General features: G+C 34.3%; 19 protein-coding genes and 3 pseudogenes. 15 read left to right on the top strand and 7 right to left on the bottom strand.

Features of this window, described 5'->3' with window-relative positions; genetic code table 11:
• Positions 1 to 123: 123 nt before the first annotated feature.
• Positions 124 to 3,624 carry an endo-alpha-N-acetylgalactosaminidase family protein gene (locus ACUN0F_RS23640; RefSeq protein ID WP_445540279.1) on the bottom strand — a complete coding sequence of 1,167 codons (3,501 nt, stop codon included), beginning with the start codon at positions 3,622 to 3,624 and terminating at the stop codon, positions 124 to 126.
• A gap of 755 nt (positions 3,625 to 4,379) precedes the next feature.
• Here ACUN0F_RS23640 and galT point away from each other — a divergent pair.
• Positions 4,380 to 5,864, top strand: a complete 1,485-nt coding sequence (galT, locus tag ACUN0F_RS23635; RefSeq protein WP_264461278.1) for a UDP-glucose--hexose-1-phosphate uridylyltransferase — start codon at positions 4,380 to 4,382, stop codon at positions 5,862 to 5,864.
• A gap of 312 nt (positions 5,865 to 6,176) precedes the next feature.
• Here galT and ACUN0F_RS23630 read toward each other — a convergent pair whose 3' ends face one another.
• Positions 6,177 to 6,485 (bottom strand): ArsR/SmtB family transcription factor, encoded by a 309-nt coding sequence (locus tag ACUN0F_RS23630; protein WP_098705008.1) that lies wholly within the window; start codon positions 6,483 to 6,485, stop codon positions 6,177 to 6,179.
• A gap of 108 nt (positions 6,486 to 6,593) precedes the next feature.
• Here ACUN0F_RS23630 and ACUN0F_RS23625 point away from each other — a divergent pair, with 108 nt between their 5' ends.
• From ACUN0F_RS23625 to ACUN0F_RS23610, 4 genes and pseudogenes are all read left to right on the top strand, one after another.
• Positions 6,594 to 7,529 (top strand): aldo/keto reductase, encoded by a 936-nt coding sequence (locus tag ACUN0F_RS23625; protein ID WP_445540278.1) that lies wholly within the window; start codon positions 6,594 to 6,596, stop codon positions 7,527 to 7,529.
• Between the two features lie 201 nt (positions 7,530 to 7,730).
• On the top strand, positions 7,731 to 8,906 hold the full coding sequence (locus tag ACUN0F_RS23620) for an MFS transporter (protein ID WP_445540277.1): 1,176 nt from the start codon (positions 7,731 to 7,733) through the stop codon (positions 8,904 to 8,906).
• Positions 8,907 to 8,954: 48 nt separating this feature from the next.
• Positions 8,955 to 9,162: pseudogene (locus ACUN0F_RS23615) on the top strand (hypothetical protein).
• 143 nt (positions 9,163 to 9,305) lie between these two features.
• Positions 9,306 to 9,668 carry a DUF805 domain-containing protein gene (locus ACUN0F_RS23610; RefSeq protein ID WP_001198797.1) on the top strand — a complete coding sequence of 121 codons (363 nt, stop codon included), beginning with the start codon at positions 9,306 to 9,308 and terminating at the stop codon, positions 9,666 to 9,668.
• A 164-nt stretch (positions 9,669 to 9,832) separates the two neighbouring features.
• On the opposite strand, the gene ACUN0F_RS23605 is transcribed toward ACUN0F_RS23610, so the two are convergent.
• Positions 9,833 to 10,057, bottom strand: a complete 225-nt coding sequence (locus tag ACUN0F_RS23605; protein WP_000162604.1) for a hypothetical protein — start codon at positions 10,055 to 10,057, stop codon at positions 9,833 to 9,835.
• Positions 10,058 to 10,141: 84 nt separating this feature from the next.
• On the bottom strand, positions 10,142 to 10,489 hold the full coding sequence (locus ACUN0F_RS23600; RefSeq protein ID WP_000426320.1) for a DUF4257 domain-containing protein: 348 nt from the start codon (positions 10,487 to 10,489) through the stop codon (positions 10,142 to 10,144).
• 196 nt (positions 10,490 to 10,685) lie between these two features.
• Here ACUN0F_RS23600 and ACUN0F_RS23595 point away from each other — a divergent pair.
• The 6 genes and pseudogenes from ACUN0F_RS23595 to ACUN0F_RS23570 all read left to right on the top strand — a co-directional run bounded on the left by ACUN0F_RS23595 (position 10,686) and on the right by ACUN0F_RS23570 (position 15,799).
• A pseudogene (locus ACUN0F_RS23595) lies at positions 10,686 to 11,212 on the top strand (DinB family protein).
• A 182-nt stretch (positions 11,213 to 11,394) separates the two neighbouring features.
• Entirely contained in the window at positions 11,395 to 12,444 is a 1,050-nt protein-coding gene (gene rsgA / locus ACUN0F_RS23590; protein ID WP_445540276.1) for a ribosome small subunit-dependent GTPase A, read from the top strand.
• A gap of 206 nt (positions 12,445 to 12,650) precedes the next feature.
• A pseudogene (locus tag ACUN0F_RS23585) lies at positions 12,651 to 13,691 on the top strand (cache domain-containing protein); the annotation flags it as partial.
• Positions 13,686 to 14,633, top strand: a complete 948-nt coding sequence (locus tag ACUN0F_RS23580; RefSeq protein WP_412677930.1) for a methyl-accepting chemotaxis protein — start codon at positions 13,686 to 13,688, stop codon at positions 14,631 to 14,633. The pseudogene ACUN0F_RS23585 and the gene ACUN0F_RS23580, both read left to right, overlap by 6 nt.
• A 195-nt stretch (positions 14,634 to 14,828) precedes the next feature.
• Positions 14,829 to 15,134: a hypothetical protein gene (locus tag ACUN0F_RS23575; protein ID WP_445540275.1), complete on the top strand. Its 306-nt coding sequence runs from the start codon at positions 14,829 to 14,831 to the stop codon at positions 15,132 to 15,134.
• Positions 15,135 to 15,430: 296 nt separating this feature from the next.
• The gene (locus ACUN0F_RS23570) at positions 15,431 to 15,799 is read left to right on the top strand and encodes a DUF3979 family protein (protein ID WP_445540274.1); all 369 of its coding nucleotides are present in this window, start codon (positions 15,431 to 15,433) and stop codon (positions 15,797 to 15,799) included.
• 36 nt (positions 15,800 to 15,835) lie between these two features.
• On the opposite strand, the gene ACUN0F_RS23565 is transcribed toward ACUN0F_RS23570, so the two are convergent.
• Entirely contained in the window at positions 15,836 to 16,876 is a 1,041-nt protein-coding gene (locus tag ACUN0F_RS23565) for a YkvI family membrane protein (protein ID WP_445540273.1), read from the bottom strand.
• A 241-nt stretch (positions 16,877 to 17,117) separates the two neighbouring features.
• Here ACUN0F_RS23565 and ACUN0F_RS23560 point away from each other — a divergent pair, with 241 nt between their 5' ends.
• From ACUN0F_RS23560 to ACUN0F_RS23550, 3 genes are all read left to right on the top strand, one after another.
• Positions 17,118 to 17,561 carry a Dps family protein gene (locus ACUN0F_RS23560; protein ID WP_000105195.1) on the top strand — a complete coding sequence of 148 codons (444 nt, stop codon included), beginning with the start codon at positions 17,118 to 17,120 and terminating at the stop codon, positions 17,559 to 17,561.
• A gap of 107 nt (positions 17,562 to 17,668) precedes the next feature.
• On the top strand, positions 17,669 to 18,124 hold the full coding sequence (locus tag ACUN0F_RS23555) for a DUF3939 domain-containing protein (RefSeq protein ID WP_000488201.1): 456 nt from the start codon (positions 17,669 to 17,671) through the stop codon (positions 18,122 to 18,124).
• A gap of 207 nt (positions 18,125 to 18,331) precedes the next feature.
• The gene (locus ACUN0F_RS23550) at positions 18,332 to 19,282 is read left to right on the top strand and encodes an alpha/beta hydrolase (protein ID WP_445540272.1); all 951 of its coding nucleotides are present in this window, start codon (positions 18,332 to 18,334) and stop codon (positions 19,280 to 19,282) included.
• Positions 19,283 to 19,327: 45 nt separating this feature from the next.
• On the opposite strand, the gene ACUN0F_RS23545 is transcribed toward ACUN0F_RS23550, so the two are convergent.
• Positions 19,328 to 20,329 carry an LLM class flavin-dependent oxidoreductase gene (locus ACUN0F_RS23545; protein WP_445540271.1) on the bottom strand — a complete coding sequence of 334 codons (1,002 nt, stop codon included), beginning with the start codon at positions 20,327 to 20,329 and terminating at the stop codon, positions 19,328 to 19,330.
• 105 nt (positions 20,330 to 20,434) lie between these two features.
• Entirely contained in the window at positions 20,435 to 20,626 is a 192-nt protein-coding gene (locus ACUN0F_RS23540) for a DUF3896 family protein (protein WP_046954965.1), read from the bottom strand.
• A 325-nt stretch (positions 20,627 to 20,951) separates the two neighbouring features.
• Here ACUN0F_RS23540 and ACUN0F_RS23535 point away from each other — a divergent pair, with 325 nt between their 5' ends.
• Entirely contained in the window at positions 20,952 to 22,415 is a 1,464-nt protein-coding gene (locus ACUN0F_RS23535) for a flavin monoamine oxidase family protein (protein ID WP_001168106.1), read from the top strand.
• The last annotated feature ends 24 nt before the right edge of the window (positions 22,416 to 22,439 follow it).

Raw genomic sequence — 22,439 nt, 5'->3', positions numbered from 1 at the left:
GGGAGGAACAAAACCCCCACTGATTAAAGTTTCACTTTATAGATTATAAAAAATAAGGTGTCTCCAAAAGATCATTTGTAATGACCTTTTGAGACAACCTCTTTCAAATTATAACAACTGATTCTATTTATTTGACACTACTTCAATAACTAGATTATCAAGCATAATATCTTTATAACCGTTAAAGTTAGCTTGTGAGCCTTTCACACCGTTAGTATTAGCTGCTTTATTAGTGGAATAAATCCCAAACCAGCTTTGCCCCGATCCATCTCCTGTTAAAGTAAAGGAATATGTGCCAGCTTTTGTATTCTTATCACTGCTTGCGGTTGATTTTAATTCCTCCTTAGTTAATACTCCTTTTTCTTCAAATGGAGCATTACCTGTCACTACTGCATACGTTCCATCACTACCTGCTTCATAATCAAAAGTAATTTTATACGTTACTCCTGGTTTAAATGTGAAGTTTTGAGGGATAGTTTGGTAAACAAGAGCATCACCTTCCGTTAATCCATTTGTTTTAAGTGACCATTTACCTGCGATAACATCATTTACTATTTTTTGGTTCCAACCTCTTTGTGTATATGGTGCATGTAATTCAGATAGGTGTGTTCTATTATCTTCTACGCCTTCAATATTACCAATTACAAACGGATAGATGCCTTGTACAACATTTTCAAAGTCTTGTACGAATTTATTATTGCTTACTTGGTTTTCGGCATTACTTTCCACGATGCGAATATCATCAAAGTAACTTGCACCATTTCCAGCATCTCTAGATAAATCAATTGTTACATCGGATGTTTTTTTACCAGTTTCAAAAAATACATACATGTTTTGGAAGTAACTTGTTCCATCCACAGTTGAAGTCATTTGACCATCAGCTTTTGCTTGCTCAGAGCCTAGTGTATTATGTGCGTATGCTCTTACATAGTTTTTAGCGATAGATTTACCAGTACTATTCGTATACTGTTTGTCGTTAGAAGTAATTGTGATGCTTGCTTGTGCTTCACTTCGGTTGTCTATACCAACATATGCAGCATACTTTGTATTAGGTTTTAGGTCTGTTAATTTTTGAGTAACATTTACTTTCTTTTTATTATTGGAGATTGTTAGCATATTATTATTACCTTCACTCTTCGTAATCTTAACTGCTTTTGAGTCTCCTTTGATTTTCCAATCTTTTAGGGAATTGCTGTTAAATCCAGTATCTATAAGATGCATTCCTTCACTCCATTTAACATCTTTATTGGATTTTGGCCCTTTATAAATTACATATGCAGTAGATTTTTTTGCATCTAATGTGATTTTTCCATTTTCAATTTTAACATTTTTCATTTTCTCTTTACCTAATTCTGTTAACTCATACACTTTAACGGTACCTTGCCAACCAGTAGGGACAGTCCACGTTGTTTTTCCACCGTTTGTGTTCCAGTGATATAATTTTTCATTATCTGCTGATAATTTTTTACCATTTTGATCCCAAGACCATGGGAATAAATACTTTTCGTCACCAGGTTTACCTTCAAATATTTGCTTGCCATTTAATGTCATAGTTCTCGTTCGATAGCCATCTTTATCATTTGCAAAATCATTTGATTTTCTTTCAATTGTAAGTGTATTTTCACTAGATTCGTCCTTTAATACTGTCTTCATACCTGGTACCCAGTTGTAAGTTTGTTGTTTATCATCTATCATTTCAACTGCTTTTCCATTTTCCCACTGTGTTACTTTATAATGTTGAATGAATTTGCTTGGAACATTCACCGCAAATAAGTTATCAATATACGCTTTGTAGTCACTTCTACCTTGCCAACCTTCAAAGTCTTTCATACTGTATCCACCTAATAATGGAGCATCTGCGTCGCCTCCATACTTAGGATAGTTACCAATCCATGCATCTTTTTGATGGTTTTTAATGAAACGAGTGATGGTACTATTAATACCTTTTAAGGTATACCCGCCGTAAGTCAGATCGGCTGCCCAGTGTTGGAATGTGGAATCGTACTCGTTCGCATATCCCCACTCACTGCCTAAGCGCCAACCTAAACTATTTATTTCTTTACTTAATTGACGGCTCGGCCATGTACTATTATCACCTGACTGTCCATTACCCCAAACGTCTACATAAATAAAATCTAATTCATTCTTCTTGCCACCAAGAGCATCATATAAATCTTTGAATCGTTGTGCTCTGCCATTTCTTAAATCATAATCAGCATTAATGTTTATTCCTTGATCGATCCAGTTCCAACCATACTTATAAGTTCCATCTGGATTTTTTAATAAACGATCTTCTTGGAAATATTTTGACTCTGGATACGTTTCACTTGCATTCACATGAACACCAAAAGTTGCCCCATATTCTTTACCCCTCGTTAGCAATGTTTTCATGTCCTTTGCACCGCCAATTCGGGTTCCAATGTCAGCATAGTTTAAATGACCAGAATCATGCCCTTCACTACCATAACCTTTTAGTAGAATAGATTGCCCTAGTCCATCAGTATTTAGGTGAAATTTTTTCACTCCGTCTAAAGCCATTAAGAAAGGGTTTTGGGCTTGACTGCCAAAGTTCATGTTCACACGGTAACCAACTAGGTCTGGAACTTTTTCTGCTCCTAGAGGTTCGTTCATAATTTTCCTATAAGCAATTGCTCCGTCTTGCCAGTTTATTTTTTTATCATCATTAGCGTCAGCAGTAATGACAACCTTCACAGACGGCATTTCATCTACCTTATTAACTGTCCCGTCCTTTAGCTCTAGAGTGCCATCTTCTTTACGATGTTCTTCTGACTTTTGATACGTCCAGAATGTACTACTTAGACCAATTGTTTTTTTTCCAGCACTATTAGTCGTAGCGCTAGCCGTAATTCTTTGAGCGTCAGTCTTTGCAGCATAAGAATCTGGAGCTAATTTTTTTACTAAACTATTCTCCGTATTAGACCATATACTTGCACTTAATTCATCAGTAGAAAGAAAAGCATACATATATCCTTTTTGCTCTTCATCTTTCGTAATTAAATTTTCATCAACCTTTACTTGTCTGTCACCATTGATATGTGTATTTGTTGACATCTGTACACCATCTAGCACTGCATCTTTTTGACTGTTATTTACAGAAATTAAATGATGATTTGGAATTTCAATAGTTTTTACGATTTTGTTGTCGACGATCTTTGTAATATTGAATGCTAATGTATTCTCTTTAACAACCATCTCAGCAGTAATAACCGCAGAAATATTGTTATTAGTGTCTATTACCGTCATTTCATATACAACTTTATCTGATAAAACTTTTGCTTTTACTTTCGGTTTTACTGCTACGTCATTAATAAGGATTGTATCTAATGCCTCAGTCTGTCCGTAAAAAGTCTTTCTTGCTCCATTTCCAGATTTTAAATCGTATTGAATGACTCTTGGAAAATTCACATCAACAAGAACGTTCATTTGATTAGATGAAATAACCGCATTTGGGCTTTGAGAAATGATTTGATTTTCAGCTTGTTTAGTATCCGTGGTGCCCTCAGCTTGGATTAGGTAACCATTTGTAAAACAAGTAGAACCTACGACACAACCCGATACAAGTGTTGCGATCGTCCTCCTGAATTTCTTTTTTGATTTTTTCATATGTACCCCCTCGTTTTCGATTTTGGCACTTTTGATATTGATGGTTCTTCACAGGTATAGATCACTTTTTGGCCTTTTAAACTTAATATTTTGATAGAATGTAAAGCTTGTATAGTAGTTGAGAATCTATTAAAACCAGAAGTAGTTTCTAGTATCTATCTGTACCCATAGATTACTTTTTGTGAAACGCTTACACAAGAGAGATATTGCTCTGTTTTTTAGAAATATTGTTTTTTGTAATGTTGAAAATAAGATAAATAAAAAATAATTCTGGCTTATAAAGCTAGGATTATTTTATTTGAGAAGCTCATTAAAAATTAAACGGCGGCGATACTGGAGCAGATGCGTTTATTATTGAAAAGCTACCTTCAGGAGAGGGACACAGAGATACAGATCAGGGTTTAAGATAAAGGTAGTTTTATATTCTGTGTATTATTGTGTTTATTAAATCGTCAGAAATCGTTCTTCAAAAAATGTACCTTTTTATGTTTTTAGTGAGATGTTAAAAGTGAAAAGCAAGATGTCTAAAAAATACGACAAGATGTTGATTGTAGAAGTGCTTTTACGTACGTATAATGTAACAAAATAGCTTACTAAACGGGCGATTCAAGTATGCTAATAGCTTCTTCGGAGAAAGCAAAAGGTATATTAGAACGGTGGTTATCCCATACGTCTGTTCATAAAATTATAAAAGGTACATAGAACTTGCATCGTAACAACGAAAACCGCTATAAGGCTAGAGGAGGTATATACTGATGATATATCAAGCTATCCAGCAGTTAATTGATCGTGCTATTGAAGTTCAACTGATTGAAAAAGAAGATGAAATATATACAAGGAATCAAATCCTTTCCTTACTTCGTTTAGATGACTTTGTAGTGGAAGCGTCAGCGCCCGCAAAGAAAGCAATTTCGGAGTTATTGGAAGAGTTAATTGAATATGCTTGTATGCATAAAGTCATTGAGGCAGTAATGGACGAGAAGGAGGTTTTAGCAAGTGCAATTATGGATGTATTTATGTCCAAACCGTCCGTTATCAATTCTCTATTTTATGAAAAATATGAACAAAATCCGAAGGCTGCGACAAATTACTTCTATGAGTTAAGTAAAAACAGCAACTATATCCAAATGAAGCAAATTTCCAAAAATATAAATTATAAAGTAAATACGGAATATGGACCCATTGATATAACGATTAATTTATCAAAACCGGAAAAAGACCCGAAACAAATTGCTAGAGAGAGAGTATTGGAAAGTACAAATTATCCAAAATGTTTACTCTGTATTGAGAATGAAGGATATAGAGGCAGAATTGGACATCCAGCACGCTCGAATCATCGTATGATTCGTATGAATCTTACAGATGAAAGCTGGTTTCTACAGTATTCCCCGTATATATACTTCAATGAACACTGTATTGTATTGTCTTCAGAACACCGTGATATGAAAATTGACCGTCAAACATTTTTACGTTTGTTAAAATTTGTAGAAAAATTCCCGCATTATTTCCTTGGTTCTAATGCAGATTTACCTATTGTAGGAGGTTCGATTCTAACGCATGACCATTATCAAGGTGGAAATTATGAATTTGCTATGGCAAATGCATCAAACGACCTAATTTTTGAACTAACTAACTTTCCAGAAATGCAATGTTCTATTATTAAATGGCCTATGTCAGTTATTCGCTTAAGAAGTAAAGACATAGAACAAATAGTAAATGCAGGGGAGTACATATTAGAGAGGTGGAAGGGATATAGTGATCCATCTGTTAATATATTTGCATTTACGAATGATGTTCCACATAATACGATAACTCCGATTGCTCGTTACCGGAATAGTATGTACGAATTGGATCTTGTTTTGCGGAACAATCGTACAAGTGAAGAACATTCGCTAGGTATTTTCCACCCTCATGCGGAAATACAGCATATTAAAAAGGAAAATATCGGTCTAATTGAAGTAATGGGGTTAGCAGTACTTCCGGCGCGTTTAAAAACAGAACTTCAGGAAGTGGAAAAATTCTTACTTAACATTCCAAGTGATATTCCAACGCTTCATATACGATGGGCAGAACAATTAAAAATCAAATATTACAATCGGATACATGAACAAAATGTACAGGAGATAGTAAGAGCAGAATTAGGAGAGAAATTTATACAGGCGCTTGAATATGCTGGTGTTTTTAAACGAGATGACGAAGGGATATCGGCATTTAAACGTTTTATTCAGACCTTAAATTAGGAATGGACTTAGTAGTTATAGTAATTATAAAATGACCTAATTATATGATAAGGGAGGTAATAATATGGAGGAGTGTGAGCATAAGCAACTACAGGAATTGAAACAGATAGGCGGCCCTATATTAATGATGTGTATAAACTGTAATCAAATAATTAAAGTGTCCAAAGGATCCAGTACAAAAATAAAGTGAAAAAGAATGAAGCGTATATATTTCTAGTGTGTGATGAACAAAGTTCCTTCTGATTAAAGTTGCATTTTATTAAAAGAATAGAACCATACTAAAAAACATCTCATATGAATATGAGATGTTTTTTAGTATGGTTCTGTCGCATGTAATACGACGTCTAATAAACCGGGGAATCTAGCATGTAAGTCATCTTCACGAATTGAAATGAAACGCTGTGTTCCTTCAATGCGTGTATACATAACACCGGATTCACGTAACACTTTGAAATGGTGAGATAAAGTTGATTTCGCAATTGGAATGTTTAACGCACCACAAGATTGTTCATGTTTCTCTAGTAGCATCGTTACAATTTGTAAACGAATTTGATCGCTAAGTGCGTATAAGACAGAAGAGAATTGAATTTCTTCTCGATTTGGATGATAGAGAGTACGCATTTTTTCACCTGCTTGTATAAGTTAATATAGTTTGCACTATAACATATAAAGTGGTATATTTCTATTGTTCGAATATAATCGAACAATAGAAATATAGGGGGAGAAAAAATGAAATATACAAAATTGCAAAAGGCAGGACTAAATATTTCAAAGTTAGGGCTAGGAACAAATGCTGTAGGGGGACATAATTTATATGCTGATGTGAATGAGGAGGAAGGAAAACGATTAATAGAAGAAGCTATCCAGCAAGGGATTACATTTTTTGATACAGCAGATTCATACGGTTTCGGTAGATCAGAGGAATTGGTAGGAGAAGTATTGAAAGGAAAACGCCAAGAAGTTGTACTTGCTACAAAAGGTGGAATACAGCCGTTATTAAATGGAGAGGTTTATATTAATAATGAACGAAGCTATTTAAGAAATGCTGTGGAAAATAGCTTAAGAAGATTACAAACTGATTATATTGATTTATATTATTTACATTTTACAAATCCAGAAACAAGTTACATAGATTCAATTGGTGAGCTTACTCGCCTAAAAGAAGAAGGGAAAATTCGTTCAATTGGAATATCTAACGTAAACATAGAGCAATTAAAAGAAGCGAATCAGCACAGACAAATAGATGTTGTACAATCACCGTATAATATGTTAGATCGTGCTGCTGGGGAAGAACTTTTGCCGTATTGTATAGAATCAGGTATTTCATTTATACCGTACGGGCCTCTTGCTTTTGGGATACTAGGTGGAAAATATACAGAAGATTTTAAATTAAACGAAGGTGATTGGCGTCAAAGTGTAAATCTATTTGAAGAAAATACATATAAGAGTAACTTTAAAAAAGTTGAGAAGTTAAAAGGCTTAGCTAAAGAAATGAATCTTGAAGTATCGCATTTAGCTTTAGCGTGGCTATTAAACAAAAAAGGAATTGATACTGTTATTCCTGGTGGGAAACGAGCGGAGCAAATAAGAGAAAGTGTAAGAGCGGTGGAAGTTTCATTGAATCAGAAGGTGATGAAAGAGATTGAATCTATTTTAGAAGATTAGTTGAGAAGAGGGGTACTTCCCTCTTTTTATCCCGCATTAACGGGCAGTAAGACCCCCACCTCAAAATTTAGCGGAAGCAAAGAAGTTAGGTGGGGGATCAACTGCCCGTAAAAGCCCGATTGGTTCAACTAATAATCAGTGGGGGATGAACAAAACCCCCACTGATTAAAGTTTCACTTTATATAAAAGGAGAAGGTTTAAATGAAAAGAGTACTAGCTGTATTCTTTACGATAATGTTTATGATAGGTACAGATACTTTCTTAATTTCACCACTTTTACCGACATTACAACAGGTGTATCATGTTTCAACTGAGCTGTCAGGGTGGATGGTGAGTTCATATGCTTTAGGATACGCTGGATTTGCGCTTATTGCTGGTCCTATATCAGATGGCTTAAACAGAAAAAAAGTGATGGTAATAGGAATGAGTTTTTTTGCGTTAAGTACGTTTTTATGTGGAATGGCACCGAGTTTTCTATGGATGCTAGCATTTAGATTTTTAGCAGGTGTAAGTGCAGCCTTTGTATCTCCACAAGTGTGGGCATCTATTCCGCTCCTTATAGAGAAGGAGCAAATTGTAAAGGCAATTGGAATTGCAACAGCAGGGTTAGCAATCTCTCAAATTTTAGGGTTGCCAGTTGGATCGTATTTGGCGATGATACACTATACAACACCATTCTTCGTCATTGGTATATTATCAACACTACTTGTAATTCTTATCTATGTAGTATTACCAGAAATACAACCGGTTCATATAGGTGGAAGTAAAACAAACATCTTAAAGCGCTATAAACAATTACTTACAGATTCAAAGGTTTCAATTTCTTATTTTGCATATTTTGTTTTTCAAACTGGTAATTTTGCTGCATTTTCATTTTTTGGTGTATGGCTTTCCATTCAATTTGGCTTACAAGTTCACGAAGTAGGTACAGCTATGCTTATATTAGGATTAGGGAATTTAACTGGTAATATTTTTGGCCCTAGAATCGTAAATAAAATTGGTTATAACCTTTCTTTCTATGGTGGAATTATATTTACAGCAGTGCTATATGTATTACTTCCTCATGTAAAGAACATTATATTGGTGAAGTTATTGTTCTTTGTTTTGTTTTTTGTGACAGGAATTTTGTTTGTATTAATGATGAGGCACTTACAAAACATGTCTAGTGTAGCAAGAGGAACAGGAGCCGCGCTTGCTAATGCTTCTATGTATATTGGTCAAATGATTGGAGCGGCAATAGCAGGACTGCTATTTGCAGCATCTCACAATTTTATACTTATAGGTAGTTTTACTGCGTTACTATATATAGGAGCTTTATTTTTGTTTAGAAAAAGTGAAAAGCTTAATGAAGATAGTGAAACAGGAATTGCATCATAAAGCCTGTATAAATATTTCGCAAATCAGAATTAATAAGAGTGTGAATACATGAATGTGCTTTTAATTACAGTGGTTACTAAAAGTATAGAAATAGTAGAAGAAAGGTATTGTAACAAATTTATGAGGAATTCAAAAATAAAAAATCCCTACAAAGATAGGGATTTATATATCGGCATATAGTTCCTTGGAAAAGGATATATGTAGTTTAACATATAGGACTACTTATATTTGTGAAATAGATGTGAAAGTAATGTGAAAAACGCTGAAAGAAAAAACTATTTTAATAGAGGATAATTTAGATTAGGATATGGATTTTACATAAAAGCTGTGTTATATTTCTACTTATCTGTTAATAATTACATGTTTTAATTTTATTGGGGATAAAAGGGAGAGATTTAAATGCAATGGTATTTGAAAGCTCTAAAGAATTATGGGAATTTTAGTGGTAGAGCTACGCGAAAAGAGTACTGGACTTTTAGTTTATCGAATATCGTAATTTTTTGGTTACTGTTATTTTTATCATCATTTTCAGAGGTGTTAGTTGCTATTATTGCGTTGCTATTTATGTTAGTAATGATTATACCAAGTTTTTCGGTTGGTGCACGACGATTGCATGATATTGGGAAAACAGGATGGTGGCAACTATTAAATTTCGTACCGTTTGGTAGCGTTGTTTTACTTGTATTTTTTATCATTGAAAGTGAAGAAAATGACAATCAATACGGACCAAATCCGCATTCAGATTTAAAAGAAGCGATTTAATAAACCTATTATTAAAATGGTTTGCAAGGGCTAATATTATTAAGTTGATCTCTAGGCCTATATGACTTTTGAAACTGTAAAAATGGGAAGAATAAAGGCAGAGAGAATATAGCATGGCAAGAAGAAAAAATTCTAAATAAAAAGCACTGTTTTAGCTAATGTAACTAAAACAGTGCTTTTCTTTTTGATTGAACTGTTGCTGCATTTTCATCATGTATGCCTGCATCTTTAATAATTCGTTGTTTTGCTTTATTTAATAGATGGTCTACTGCTTCACCAAAATAATTAGCTTCGCTTTTTGTGCGGGCTTCTCGTAAACATTTATAGTTTTCTAGCAGTTCCTCTTTTTCAGTGTTTGTTAAGAAATCTTCTATTTTCTTTTTTGTCATACGAAACACCCTTTCTTCTGACAAACGACGCAATAGAAAATATTTATTGTTTATTATAGCAATAATTTTTAAAAAAAGTATAGACTAACGTCGTAATAATTTGTCAATTTCTTGAATCTTCTCATCAGCTTTCCCAATTTGTGTATTTTTAGCCTGCTCACCACCAAGCGCTTGGTGCAGTAAGAAAGTCTGACCGGAAATAGCAGTCACAATGGATACTTTAATAATTTCTTTTATTAAGGTGACATCGAATAAAACGAGTCCAAGAAGTGCAGCTAGACTACCAGTAAAAATATCAGTCAAAAACCCAAAGTGAAAAAAAGTTTTCAAACGGCGTGGAAGCAATAACTTACCTTGGTTATTGATTAGATGGGAAACGAAGCCAGTAATGCCACCAACGAGAACTGCAGTTAGCCATTGATACATTTCCATCGAATCCACTCCTTTTAGTGAATAAGATTCGATTCTTTTATATTGATTCCTTTTAATATTTCATAGAAGCATATTGAGAAAGTTTGTTTGGGTTTATTACGTATTCAATTTAATTATAACGGAAAAATCTGATATCTTTTAGTCTATTATATGAAGCGGTTATTCCTTAATATGAATGTAGAAAGGGGTGCGTGATATGAATATAGATTATCGAATAAGAAGTGTAGATGGTTATACAAAAATATTGGGGAATTAGTAAGCATGCTGGAGCATACGAGGGCTGTAACATTACAGGAAATAAACGATCTATCTGTTGAGCAATTAGATTTCATTATGACGAGTGGAGGGAATTCCATCGGAGCGTTACTAAAGCATATAGCAGCTATAGAAAAAGCCCATCAACTTATGTCATTTCAAGAGCGCGACTTTACAAAAGAAGAGTTAGAAATATGGGAAGACGCACTGTATTTAGGGGAAGCGGGGAGAACAATCCGTGGTAATGAAATACAGTATTATGTACAACTTCTACAAATTGTTCGAGAAGAATCTCTGAAGTATTTGAGTGAACAAAATGATCAATGGCTTATGTCAGAAAGAAAGTGGCCTAACGGTGTAGTGTATAACCAACACTATCTGTGGTTTCATGTGCTAGAAGATGAGGTTAGTCACCGTGGACAAATTAGAATGATGAAAAATAAAATATTTGAAAATTGCGTTAAATAAGGTAGCTTTTTAAATGAATATTCCATATAATGAGAGTAATTAAAATGAGAACGGAGTGATGTATTATGGCGAAAATAACGTATATGAATAATAAACCAAATACAAAGGTGGATGGAAAGGGCGAGACTGTATAAGTGAGCGCACGATCCTTCCGCTTAGCTTAAACTAGGGAGGATATCAATTTGAATCAAAATATTTTAGAATCATTCGGCTGGGATTCTTTTTTTAAAGAACAAGCTGTAGAGAACTTTGAAGTAGGGCGTATTTTACTAGAGCATAAACATATATATCGAATTATTTGTAATGATGGTGAATATATGGCAGAGCTGTCTGGAAAGTTTCGGCATGAAGCAGTAACGAAGGGAGATTATCCAGCGGTTGGTGATTGGGTGTATATAAAGAAAATAGAGAATGAAAAGAAAGCAATTATTCATCGTATTTTTCAAAGAAGAAGCTCTTTTTCTAGACAAGAGGCTGGTAATCGAACGGAAGAACAAGTAATAGCAGCAAATGTAGATTATCTATTTTTAGTAAATGCACTTAACCATGATTTTAACGTAAGAAGAATAGAACGTTATTTACTATTAGCGTATGAAAGTGGTGCAATGCCTGTTATTGTTTTAACAAAGAGTAGCTTATGTGAAGACGTGGAACAGAAAATTGTTGAAACGGAAGCTGTGGCAATTGGTGTTCCGATCTTCGTCGTTGATAGTTTAGAGCATACTGGTATTGAATCGTTGCAGCAATTTGTTTCTTCAGGAAAAACAATTGCTTTAGTCGGGTCATCGGGGGTTGGAAAATCCACTTTGTTAAATGCACTCATAGGACTTGAAGTAGCAAAAACGGGAGATATTCGTGAGGAAGATAGTAAAGGAAGGCATACGACAACTCATCGTGAATTGTTCCGATTACCGAGTGGTGGTTTAGTTATTGATACTCCGGGTATGAGGGAGCTACAGCTTTGGGAAGGAAGCGATGCAATTCAAACAACATTTTCTGATATTGAAGAATTAGCAAAAACGTGCCGTTTTAGGGATTGTAAACATGAAAATGAGCCAGGGTGCGCAGTGCATAATGCAATTGATAACGGAATTATTACGATAAATCGTTTGCAAAGCTATAAAAAATTACAAAAAGAACTGGCGTATTTTATGAGAAAACAAGATGCTATTCTTGCGAGAGCAGAGCGTGATAAGTGGAAAAAGATTTCTAAACAGCATAAAAAAATATGAAAAGCCAAAGGGTGGTTCCCTTTGGCTTTTTTTGCATTTGTAAATTTTATAATAATATTATTCAAATATATAGACAAAGGGAATTTAATTGTTTAAACTTTACAAGGTATTCATTGTAATAGCTTATGAAAATAATAATTTAGGGATGGGAAATGTTTACAACTCGCTAGATTTAACTATTGAAATTGAAAAGCAGGAGGTTTGTAATGGGTAGACTATTAAATTGGTTTCGTGATATGAAAGTAGCAAAAAAACTACTAATTTCGTTTTTTGTCATTTTAATTGCGGCTGTCTCTATTATTGGAGGCATGTCTTATCAAACAGCTAAAAAGAATTTTGAATCACAAATTACGAGCAGTGCTCACGACAATATAAAAATATTAGATAATTTAATCAATCAAATGATTGAGGCGAAATTTAACGATGTAAATAATTTTGCACGGGTGATTCAAGGTAATATGTATCAAGGGGATAATCAAGATGAATTAAGAAAAATGTTATCTCAATATATTAATTTGAATAAAGATGTTGAACAAGTATACGTTGGTGGGAATGATAAGAAATTCGTGCAAGAACCAAATATACAAATGGCAGCAGACTATGATCCAACAGAACGTTCTTGGTATAAAGATGCAGTGGCAAAACAAGGGGGTATTGTCGTTACTGAGCCGTATAAGGCGCAAGGAAATGGACATATTGTCGTAACAATTGCAAAACAAGCAGAAGATAAAAACGGTGTTGTAGCAATAGATTTAAGTTTAGATAATTTGTTAAAAACAACAAAGTTAATCAATATCGGTAAAAAGGGATATGCTTTCATTTTAGATGGAAAACAAAAAATAATTGCTCACCCTCAAGAAAAATCAGGAGAAAAAGCAGCTGATTCTTGGGCGAAGAAAATTTATGAAGATAACCATGGTGCTTTTTCATATATGTATGATGGCAGCGAAAAACAAATGGTATTTGCTACAAATGTAAAAACAGGTTGGAAAATCGGTGGAACGATGTACTCAAATGAAATAATTGAAGCTGCGCAGCCTGTATTTTATAATATGTTAATTGTTATGTTTATTTCATTAGTTATAGGCGGGGCACTTATTTATTTTGTGACACTTTCTATAACGAAGCCATTAAAGAGATTAGTTACCACTTCTAAAGAAATAAGTGAGGGAGATTTAACGCAAACAATCGAGATTCATTCTAATGATGAAATTGGTCAACTTGCAAAAGGGTTTAATGAGATGACAGATGCATTGCGAACGTTAATAGGAAGAATTAATACTTCGGCTGGACATGTTGCAGCAGCATCAGAAGAGCTAACGGCAAGTGTAAGACAAGCGAGTGAAGCGACTGAGCAAATTACAATGGCAATGGATGAAATATCGAGCGGGGCAACAACGCAAACGGCAAGTGTAGAAAATGGTGCAATGTTATTATTTGATGTAACAGAAGGAATTCAGCATGTAGCAAATAGTTCCTCATCAATTAGTACCGCTTCTGCTCATACTCGTGAAAAAGCAGAAGATGGCGGAAAACTAGTCGGAAAAACTGTAAATCAAATGCAATCTATTGCAGAATCTGTTTCACAATCAGATGAAGTTATACAGTTACTAAATAATAAATCAAAACAAATTGGTGACATACTAGAAGTAATTCAAAATATTGCAGATCAAACAAATCTTTTAGCTTTGAATGCAGCAATTGAAGCTGCAAGAGCGGGAGAGCACGGAAGAGGGTTTGCAATCGTTGCAGATGAAGTACGTAAATTGGCGGAGAAGTCTAGTGTATCTTCTAGTGAAATTAGTAAATTAATATGTGAAATACAAGATGACATGAGTAAGACGGTAAAATCTATGGGGCATGTAAATGAAGAAGTTCAATCTGGACTTGTTATTGCGAATGAAACGAAGCAAAACTTTACTGAGATTTTACTATCTACAAATGAAATTGCAGATCAAATTAAAACGATGGTTGAAACGGCTAACGGGATGTCAAAAGGTGCAAATGAAGTGTCTATTTCAGTAGGTCAAATTGCAATGACAGCACAGAATAATGCGACGAGTACTCAAAACGTTGCAGCATCAGCAGAAGAACAACTAGCGTCCATTGAGGAGATTAGTTCGGCGGCTGGTACATTATCTCAAATGGCTGAAGAGTTACAAGGGTTAATTGAAAGATTTAAAGTTTAACAGAGGACAGACTATCTCCAAAATAGCAGTATGCTATTGGAGTAGTCTGTTTTTATTATGTAAAATGAAATGAGATTGAGAGTATCTTTATAATATTTAAAGGTATATTTTGTATGACATTTGTCGAAAAATAGAGGTATTTGTTTGCTTTGTGTATAATTATAATCGTATAAAATGCAAATAAAGGAGATTACTATGGGAGTTTATTGGGGTACCAAAAGACATTCTTGGCTTAATTATGTCTCATTTTGGTTAAGTATTTCATTTTTTATTGTCTTTCTAATTGAAGTGTTTATTTTAAAAACACTTTCGAATAGTTCGGTGCAAATTGTTAAATATTTTTATTTTATACTTGTACCAGTAAACATCTTTCTTAGTTTAAAGTTACTCTTTAAGAAGAATGAAAAGAAAGCATTACCTATTTTTAGTTTCATTGTATCATTATTATTTACAATTTTAATACTAGTATTAGCGTTAGTAGCTACGGGGAAATTCTTTTAAGGGGAGTGATAAAAGTCACTCTTCTTTTTTGTTATTGTAAGGAAATACTAAGCGGAGGATGGACAAAGAGTGCATTTACTTATGTTTGATATGCTTGGAAAGCGTTAGAAACATATTAAGAAATATAATGAGAGACAATTCATATAATAATGAAGAGAATCAGGTGCTTTACATGCAATTATGAAGCAAATGAATACGGTAAAAACGACGATATATGGTACAATACATATGGATAGTGATAGAGATAAAGGGTATATAAAATACTCATCGTTTTTTAGTAAGAGAGGGGTTATCTTATGCTATACGAGGATTTGATGACATTATTTCAAGCAGCTCCGAAAGAAGAAGGTAGAGGTGGCTGGAAATATATAATCCAGGAACGAAATGATAAATATGAAATTGTTGATGAACTGTTGAAAAATCAAATGAGTGTTGAATTGTGTTTTAATGAATATGATGAGGTGAAAATCACTTTATATAAAGACGGAATGCCTATTTCTACTATGCAAAGAATTGCGATTTCAAAAGTTGAATTAGACGAAGAGGAAGAAGGAATTCAATTCGTTTTAGAACGTATGCCTAGTCGGATGATTCGGTTGCAATTAAAGCCATATTTAGCACTCGAAATGGGGCCGTACTGGGAAGTATGCGGTGATTGTGAATGAACATAAAAGAAGCATCCAATAACATGGATGCTTCTTTTATGTTTTTTGAAGTTGTTTAAAAGCAATAATTGGCAGTAAAATGATGCTGACCCATCCAATTATAGGATATAGAATGTGGAGTAATTCACTGTAACCAATGTAACTAAAGCAATAACTAATTAGTAAAATGAAGAAAATAATATTGTGACTTTTCCATCCGGTGATGGATTGCATTTGTTTTGTCATTCCGAATACATTGCCAACTAAAGTTGTGAACACTTCACCGAAAATAACAAGAACAAAGAAGAAGTGGAAAGTTGCATTAAATCTTCTTATGACTTCAGCCATTGGGATGTTATATTGATAAAATTGATCGACTGATAAGATAGCTAAATGGCTACATAATAAAATTAAAGAAAGTCCTGCACCGCCTAAAATACCGCCCCATAAAATGGCCTTTCGATCTTTTACTTCACTGGCTAACGGGACGAGAACGCTTTGGGCGAGAGAAAGATTTAAGGCGACATATGTAATAGGACTAGTAATCCACTTCATATTCCAGCTTTCTGCAGGAATAGTGTCACTAATAGGAGTTGTACCGTGAAAAAAAGTTGTAATAGCAAGTCCGATAATAAAAATCATCATAATAGGTACGACAAGTGTATTAACTTCAAAAACCCCTTGTAATCCGCGACTACCTATAATGAGGCAGGCGATCAATATAATGAAAATACCAAGTTGTCTTGGTAAACGAAGTTGCTCTTCAAATACCGCCCCAGCTCCTGATAACATAACGCTCGTTACACCAAATAATACGAGTAATAATAGTGTGTTTACAACATTGCCAAATACATCCCCAAATAAATATTTGTTAAATTCTTGCGCTGAAAATGCACCGATTTGTGATGAAAGTAACATCATCTTTGTGCCAAGCCAAATAAAAAAAAATCCACTTACACATATGCCAATTGTTCCGTAAAATCCGTTCACTGTAAAAAATTCAACAATTTCTCGTCCAGTAGCAAATCCAGCTCCAACGACTGTTCCAATATAAGTAGCAGCGACCTTCTTTGCTACTTGCCATTGTTGATTGTCCATGTTATCCCTCTTTCTACTACGATGAGCTTGATTTACTATTATGCATATGTATGAGCTTGGACAATTAGACGTATGAAGTGTTTGAAAACATACATGAATTAAAAGATATTAGGGAAGTATTAAAGGTGTTAAAACTTTGTTACATATGAGCCAATCGTTCGAAAGGATAGGAAATGTATGGTAACATGTAACTATGTTATTAAAAGATAAACATTATGAAATGATAAGAGGAGTGGATTGTATGAGTACGAAAACAAATGTTGTTGAAGTATTAAACAAGCAGGTAGCAAACTGGAATGTGTTATATGTGAAACTACATAATTATCACTGGTATGTGACAGGGCCACACTTCTTTACGTTACATGAGAAATTTGAAGAGTTTTACAATGAAGCTGGAACAAATATTGATGAATTAGCAGAACGTATTTTAGCGTTGGAAGGTAAACCGCTAGCGACAATGAAAGAATATCTTGCAACATCTAGTGTGAGTGAAGGGACAAGCAAGGAATCTGCAGAAGAAATGGTGCAAACATTAGTGAATGATTACTCTGCACTTATTCAAGAATTAAAAGAAGGTATGGAAGTTGCTGGCGAAGCTGGCGATGAAACATCAGCAGACATGTTGTTAGCGATTCATACAACATTAGAACAACATGTATGGATGCTAAGTGCGTTCTTAAAATAAATATAAGTATATTAAGAAAAAAGTCGTTGAAAAATTCGTTCAATGGCTTTTTTTGTCATTTTTCAGTTTTCTTTTATGCTATAATATAGTAAAAAGGAGGCGATGCAATGTTTCGCTTTTTCAGAACTGGAAAAGAAGAGCGTGAAATTACGAAAGATGAATTAGAACAAGCGATGGCTAAGTTTCTAGAAACGAATGCTAATATCGTTTATACAGTATTAGTAAATGATGATTATACAGTAAATTATGATTTGTTAAAGCCGTATTTACTTGCATTTCCAACAAATAGTTTTCTTATTACGAAGGAAACGCTTGAGGTATTTGAACATACAGAAGAAAATCTAAACCTAGTTAAAGAAATTGATATCGTACAAAAAGCAGTAGATCAGTACGTAACAGAAAAAGAAATGTTTCCACTTGTTGAAGGTAGTGAAGAGCGTCTTATATGCGGGATAAAATTAGGACCATATTTGAAGCGTATATTAAAAAGAGACCTATATATTTCAGAAAAACATTATTTAGTTTCAAGTAAACCGGACAGAAAAAAACAAAAGAGTGGGTAGATGTATTGAGAACAACAATAAATATATTGTTGTCTTTTTTTGTTTTTGAAAATATTGATTTTTCTGTTTATTAAACTTTATACTAAACTTATTGGACGAAGAGAAGTAATGATTAAGTATTGTTAGCGTGAGTTATATACAGTGATTACAGAATGGTATGAAGGTTTGAGAAATAAATATTATAAAAGATTACGGGGGAATGGGTGTATGGAAAATAGTATGACTTACATTCAATTATTAAATGAAACGTTACATTGTTACGCAAATAAAGGGAGTTTGGAAGCGTACACTTATATAATGGAGCATGCTAAAGGTGTAGTGGGGAATAAAGCGCAAATATATAATTTTAAATATGCGCTAGCGAGTGCAGCGGGGCTTGAAGAAGAAGCGTTACAGATAATGAAGGAAGCTATTATAGACAATGGATTTTGGTACGGAAATGAGTATTTAATTTCGGACGATGATTTAACACCACTACATAAATTTGAAGAGTTTCATAAAATAGTTCAATTATGTAAAGAAAGAGAAGAATTAGCAAAGAAAACAGAACGAGCAGACGTGAAATATTTAGACAGCAATAAAGAAGGAAAACTATTTATTGCAATGCACGGGGATCAAGAAAATATAGAAATAATAGAACCATATTGGAAATCTGTTTTGACACAAGATTATACGTTAGCTTTACCACAATCTTCGCAAATTCAGTTTTCAGATGGATTTGTTTGGGACGATATACATAGAGGGAAAGAGGAATTAAAAGAGCATTACGTTACGTTTATAGAAAATCATACAGTAGAAAGTGTAATAATTGGTGGTTTTTCTGCTGGCGCAAGAGTAGCTTTGTATACAATTTTACAAAAAGATATAGATATAGATGTAGATGGTTTTATTTTTGTGGCGCCGTGGCTTCCAGAGATTGAAGAATGGAATGAGTTGTTGGGAGTGTTACAGAATAAAAATATAAAGGGATATGTAGTGTGCGGGGATCAAGATGAAGATTGTTTCGAATGTACGCAGCAATTTGTACAATTATTAAGAGATAAGAATATAGAACATGAGTTTAAAGTTGTACCCCATTTAAATCATGATTATCCTAAGGATTTTAATGAACTATTAAAAGAAGCTATTGAATATATAGACGACAAAAATAATAAGTAGTAAAAAAGGGAGATGCATCATAATTGATGTATCTCCCTTTTGTCATTATAAATGAAAAGCATTTGCTAGTAAGCGATAAGAATTCAATTTATCTTCAAATCGATGAGTAATTGTGACAATCATAAATTCATCAGTATTGTACGCTTTGCTTAAGTTTATGATTTGTTCTTTCACAGAAGATGGATCACCGACGATCATACGTTGACGATTTTCTTTTATACGGAATAAATCATAAGCGCTGTATGAATAATTTTGTGCAGTTTCGATAGAAGGAGTACCAGTTGTACGCTTTCCTTGTTCTAGTAATAAGATTGATAAATCTAAACTAGAAGCAATTTTTTCCGCCTCTTCATTCGTTTCTCCGCAAATAACAAAAATAGAGACGATTGATTTTGGTTTATCTCCTAAATAAGAAGGTTGGAACTGTTCTTGATAAGCATTCATTACTTCAGGACCACCGTATCCGTTAATGAACTGTGCGAATGCAAAAGAAGCACCTTGTTTTGCGGCAATCATTGCACTCTCTCCGCTAGAACCAAGCATCCACATCTCGGGAGATGTTGGAATGACAGGAGTAGCCTTTAAATTTGCATAATGATGGTTTTCTGGTACTTGATCATGTAAGTACATTGCAACATCTGCAATTTGTTCTGGGTATTGATCAAGTGAGACCATTTTGCCTTCTTGAAGTGCGCGAGTTGCAATTGGCATACCACCAGGTGCTCTGCCGACACCAAGATCAATACGATTTGGATAAAGCGCTTCTAAAACGCGGAAATTCTCAGCAACTTTATAAGGGCTATAGTGCGGTAACATAACACCACCTGAACCAACTCTCATACGACCCGTTTTTGCTGCAATATGAGAAATAAGTATTTCAGGGCTTGAACCAGCAAGGCTGATGGAATTATGATGCTCAGATACCCAAAAACGTGTGAATCCTAATTTTTCAACTTCTTGTGCAAGTGTAACTGTATGTGAAAAAGCTTGGGCTGCTGTACTACCATCTGAAATAGGGGATTGGTCTAACACACTTAATTTGATCATAGAATATACCTCGCAATCTTAATGTACATCCTATTATATATTTACTTACGAAAAATGCGTAATAAAATGCTCAAAATAAAAAGTGGATAAACCACCTATCCACTTTTAACGAGGAAAGCCTCGTTCATAATGATTCATTTCGGCTAAATTTAATATATATTCGTAGTTATCAATCTCAAGTTTTAGTTGTTCACGCTCTTTTTTAGATAGTTGTTTACTACTAAGTTTGTTGCATAGTTGTTGTTTCTTTCCTTCTAAATACTTCTTTGTAGCGTTGTAGTCGTAAGTTTGTTTCATTTTCAACCACTCCTTCTTTGCTGTTGCTATATTATACGAAGCGTGAAGAGATGTGAAAGCTACCTCTTATGTACTTTTAGTGAATATTCCACTTGCTATGTTGTTATGTTTATAGGAATTTATGAATAAAATGCACTAAACCACTAATGCCCATTTTATCCCGCATTAACGGGCAGTAAAACTCCCACCTCAAAATTCGGCTGGAGCAATGAAGTTAGGTGGGAGATTAACTGCCCATAAAAGCCCGATTGGTTCAACTAATAATCAGTGGGGGAAGAACACCCCACTGATTATAGTTTCACTTTATGAAGTAAGGGGTGGAATTGTGCAGAAAGATATAATGTATAACACTGACATGGATGAAACGTTGAAAGTGATAAATAAAGGATTAAAGAAGACGACGAACCCGAAGCAAATTATCGTAGTAGGGGCTGGTATGGCTGGGTTGGTTTCGGCATCATTATTAAAGGCTGCAGGACATGATGTGAAGATTTTTGAAGCAAACAACCGGGTAGGTGGCCGCATAGAGACGGTTAGAATGGAAGATACCGGATTATATTTAGATGTTGGGGCAATGAGAATTCCGTATTCGCACACATTAACGATGGCATATATAAGAAAATTTGGGCTACAGGTGAGCCCGTTTATTAATAGGAATGAGACTGATATCATTTTCGTAAATGGCCGGAAAACGACATTAAAACAATACGAAAAAGATCCAAATATATTAAAGTATCCTGTAGAAATGAATGAAGTCGGAAAAACGTCTGAGGAGCTATTATTGTTAGCGGTACAGCCCATTATAAATTTTATAAAAAAGAACCCAGAGAAAAATTGGGATGTTGTAGTAAAGGATTTTGGGAGGTACTCTACAGGACAATTTTTAAAGTATCATCCTTATCAATATAATACGTATTTCTCGCCAGTAACAATTGAGATGATCGGTGTTCTATTAGATTTGGAAGGTTTTTTGGAAAGGTCATTTGTTGAGACACTACGCTTTTTATACATTATGCAGGAGGAGAGTGGATTTTGTGAAATAGTAGGCGGAAATGATAGATTACCAAAGTCTTTCTTACCACAATTAGAAGAAAATATTATATATAATCAAAAATTAATGAAGCTACATCAACACGATAATGGTGTGACAGCTTTTTATCGAAACGAGGAAACTTTTGAATATAGTAGTATTACAGGGGATTTAGTTATTATTACAATTCCATTTTCGACAATGCGCTTTGTGGAAGTAGATCCATTTGATTCTATATCTCATGAAAAATGGAAAGCAATTCGTGAATTGCATTATATGCCAGCGACAAAAATAGGAATTCAATTTAAAAGTCGATTTTGGGAAGAACAAGGACAGTTAGGTGGCAGGATTATAACGGATTTACCAATTCGTTACGCCTATTATCCAAGTCACGGAATTGGAGAAAAAGGACCTGCTATGATGTTAGGCAGCTATACATGGTCTTATGATGCGTTGTTATGGGATGGGTTATCAAAAGGTGATCGTATTTATTACACACTACAAAATTTAGCGACAATATTAGGCGGTCAAGTATATGATGAGTTCATGTCTGGCATATCAAAAAGTTGGACATTGGATCCATATGCACTTGGAGGGTTTGCGCTATTTCAGGCAGGGCAAGAATCTGAGCTACAACCAGCGATTATAAAACCAGAGGGGAGATTATACTTTGCAGGTGATCATACAACGTTATATCACGGATGGATACAAGGTGCAATTGAATCTGGAGTTCGTGTAGCGGTAGAGGTAAATGATTAAAATGTGTAAAATTCAGAAATTTCT

The sequence above is a fragment of the Bacillus sp. 1A genome (genome assembly GCF_052682215.1).
This window is presented reverse-complemented; position numbering and strand designations above follow the sequence as displayed.

Bases quoted from the DNA above. Each gene is read 5' to 3' on its own strand.
- ACUN0F_RS23640 (WP_445540279.1), bottom strand. From the start codon at position 3,624: ATGAAAAAATCAAAAAAGAAATTCAGGAGGACGATCGCAACACTTGTA.
- ACUN0F_RS23570 (WP_445540274.1), top strand. From the start codon at position 15,431: ATGCTATACGAGGATTTGATGACATTATTTCAAGCAGCTCCGAAAGAA.
- ACUN0F_RS23600 (WP_000426320.1), bottom strand. From the start codon at position 10,489: ATGGAAATGTATCAATGGCTAACTGCAGTTCTCGTTGGTGGCATTACT.
- galT (WP_264461278.1), top strand. From the start codon at position 4,380: ATGATATATCAAGCTATCCAGCAGTTAATTGATCGTGCTATTGAAGTT.
- ACUN0F_RS23545 (WP_445540271.1), bottom strand. From the start codon at position 20,329: ATGATCAAATTAAGTGTGTTAGACCAATCCCCTATTTCAGATGGTAGT.
- ACUN0F_RS23625 (WP_445540278.1), top strand. From the start codon at position 6,594: ATGAAATATACAAAATTGCAAAAGGCAGGACTAAATATTTCAAAGTTA.
- ACUN0F_RS23555 (WP_000488201.1), top strand. From the start codon at position 17,669: ATGTTTCGCTTTTTCAGAACTGGAAAAGAAGAGCGTGAAATTACGAAA.
- ACUN0F_RS23580 (WP_412677930.1), top strand. From the start codon at position 13,686: ATGACAGATGCATTGCGAACGTTAATAGGAAGAATTAATACTTCGGCT.
- ACUN0F_RS23550 (WP_445540272.1), top strand. From the start codon at position 18,332: ATGGAAAATAGTATGACTTACATTCAATTATTAAATGAAACGTTACAT.
- ACUN0F_RS23540 (WP_046954965.1), bottom strand. From the start codon at position 20,626: ATGAAACAAACTTACGACTACAACGCTACAAAGAAGTATTTAGAAGGA.
- ACUN0F_RS23605 (WP_000162604.1), bottom strand. From the start codon at position 10,057: ATGACAAAAAAGAAAATAGAAGATTTCTTAACAAACACTGAAAAAGAG.
- ACUN0F_RS23620 (WP_445540277.1), top strand. From the start codon at position 7,731: ATGAAAAGAGTACTAGCTGTATTCTTTACGATAATGTTTATGATAGGT.
- ACUN0F_RS23610 (WP_001198797.1), top strand. From the start codon at position 9,306: ATGCAATGGTATTTGAAAGCTCTAAAGAATTATGGGAATTTTAGTGGT.
- ACUN0F_RS23630 (WP_098705008.1), bottom strand. From the start codon at position 6,485: ATGCGTACTCTCTATCATCCAAATCGAGAAGAAATTCAATTCTCTTCT.
- ACUN0F_RS23560 (WP_000105195.1), top strand. From the start codon at position 17,118: ATGAGTACGAAAACAAATGTTGTTGAAGTATTAAACAAGCAGGTAGCA.
- ACUN0F_RS23565 (WP_445540273.1), bottom strand. From the start codon at position 16,876: ATGGACAATCAACAATGGCAAGTAGCAAAGAAGGTCGCTGCTACTTAT.
- ACUN0F_RS23575 (WP_445540275.1), top strand. From the start codon at position 14,829: ATGGGAGTTTATTGGGGTACCAAAAGACATTCTTGGCTTAATTATGTC.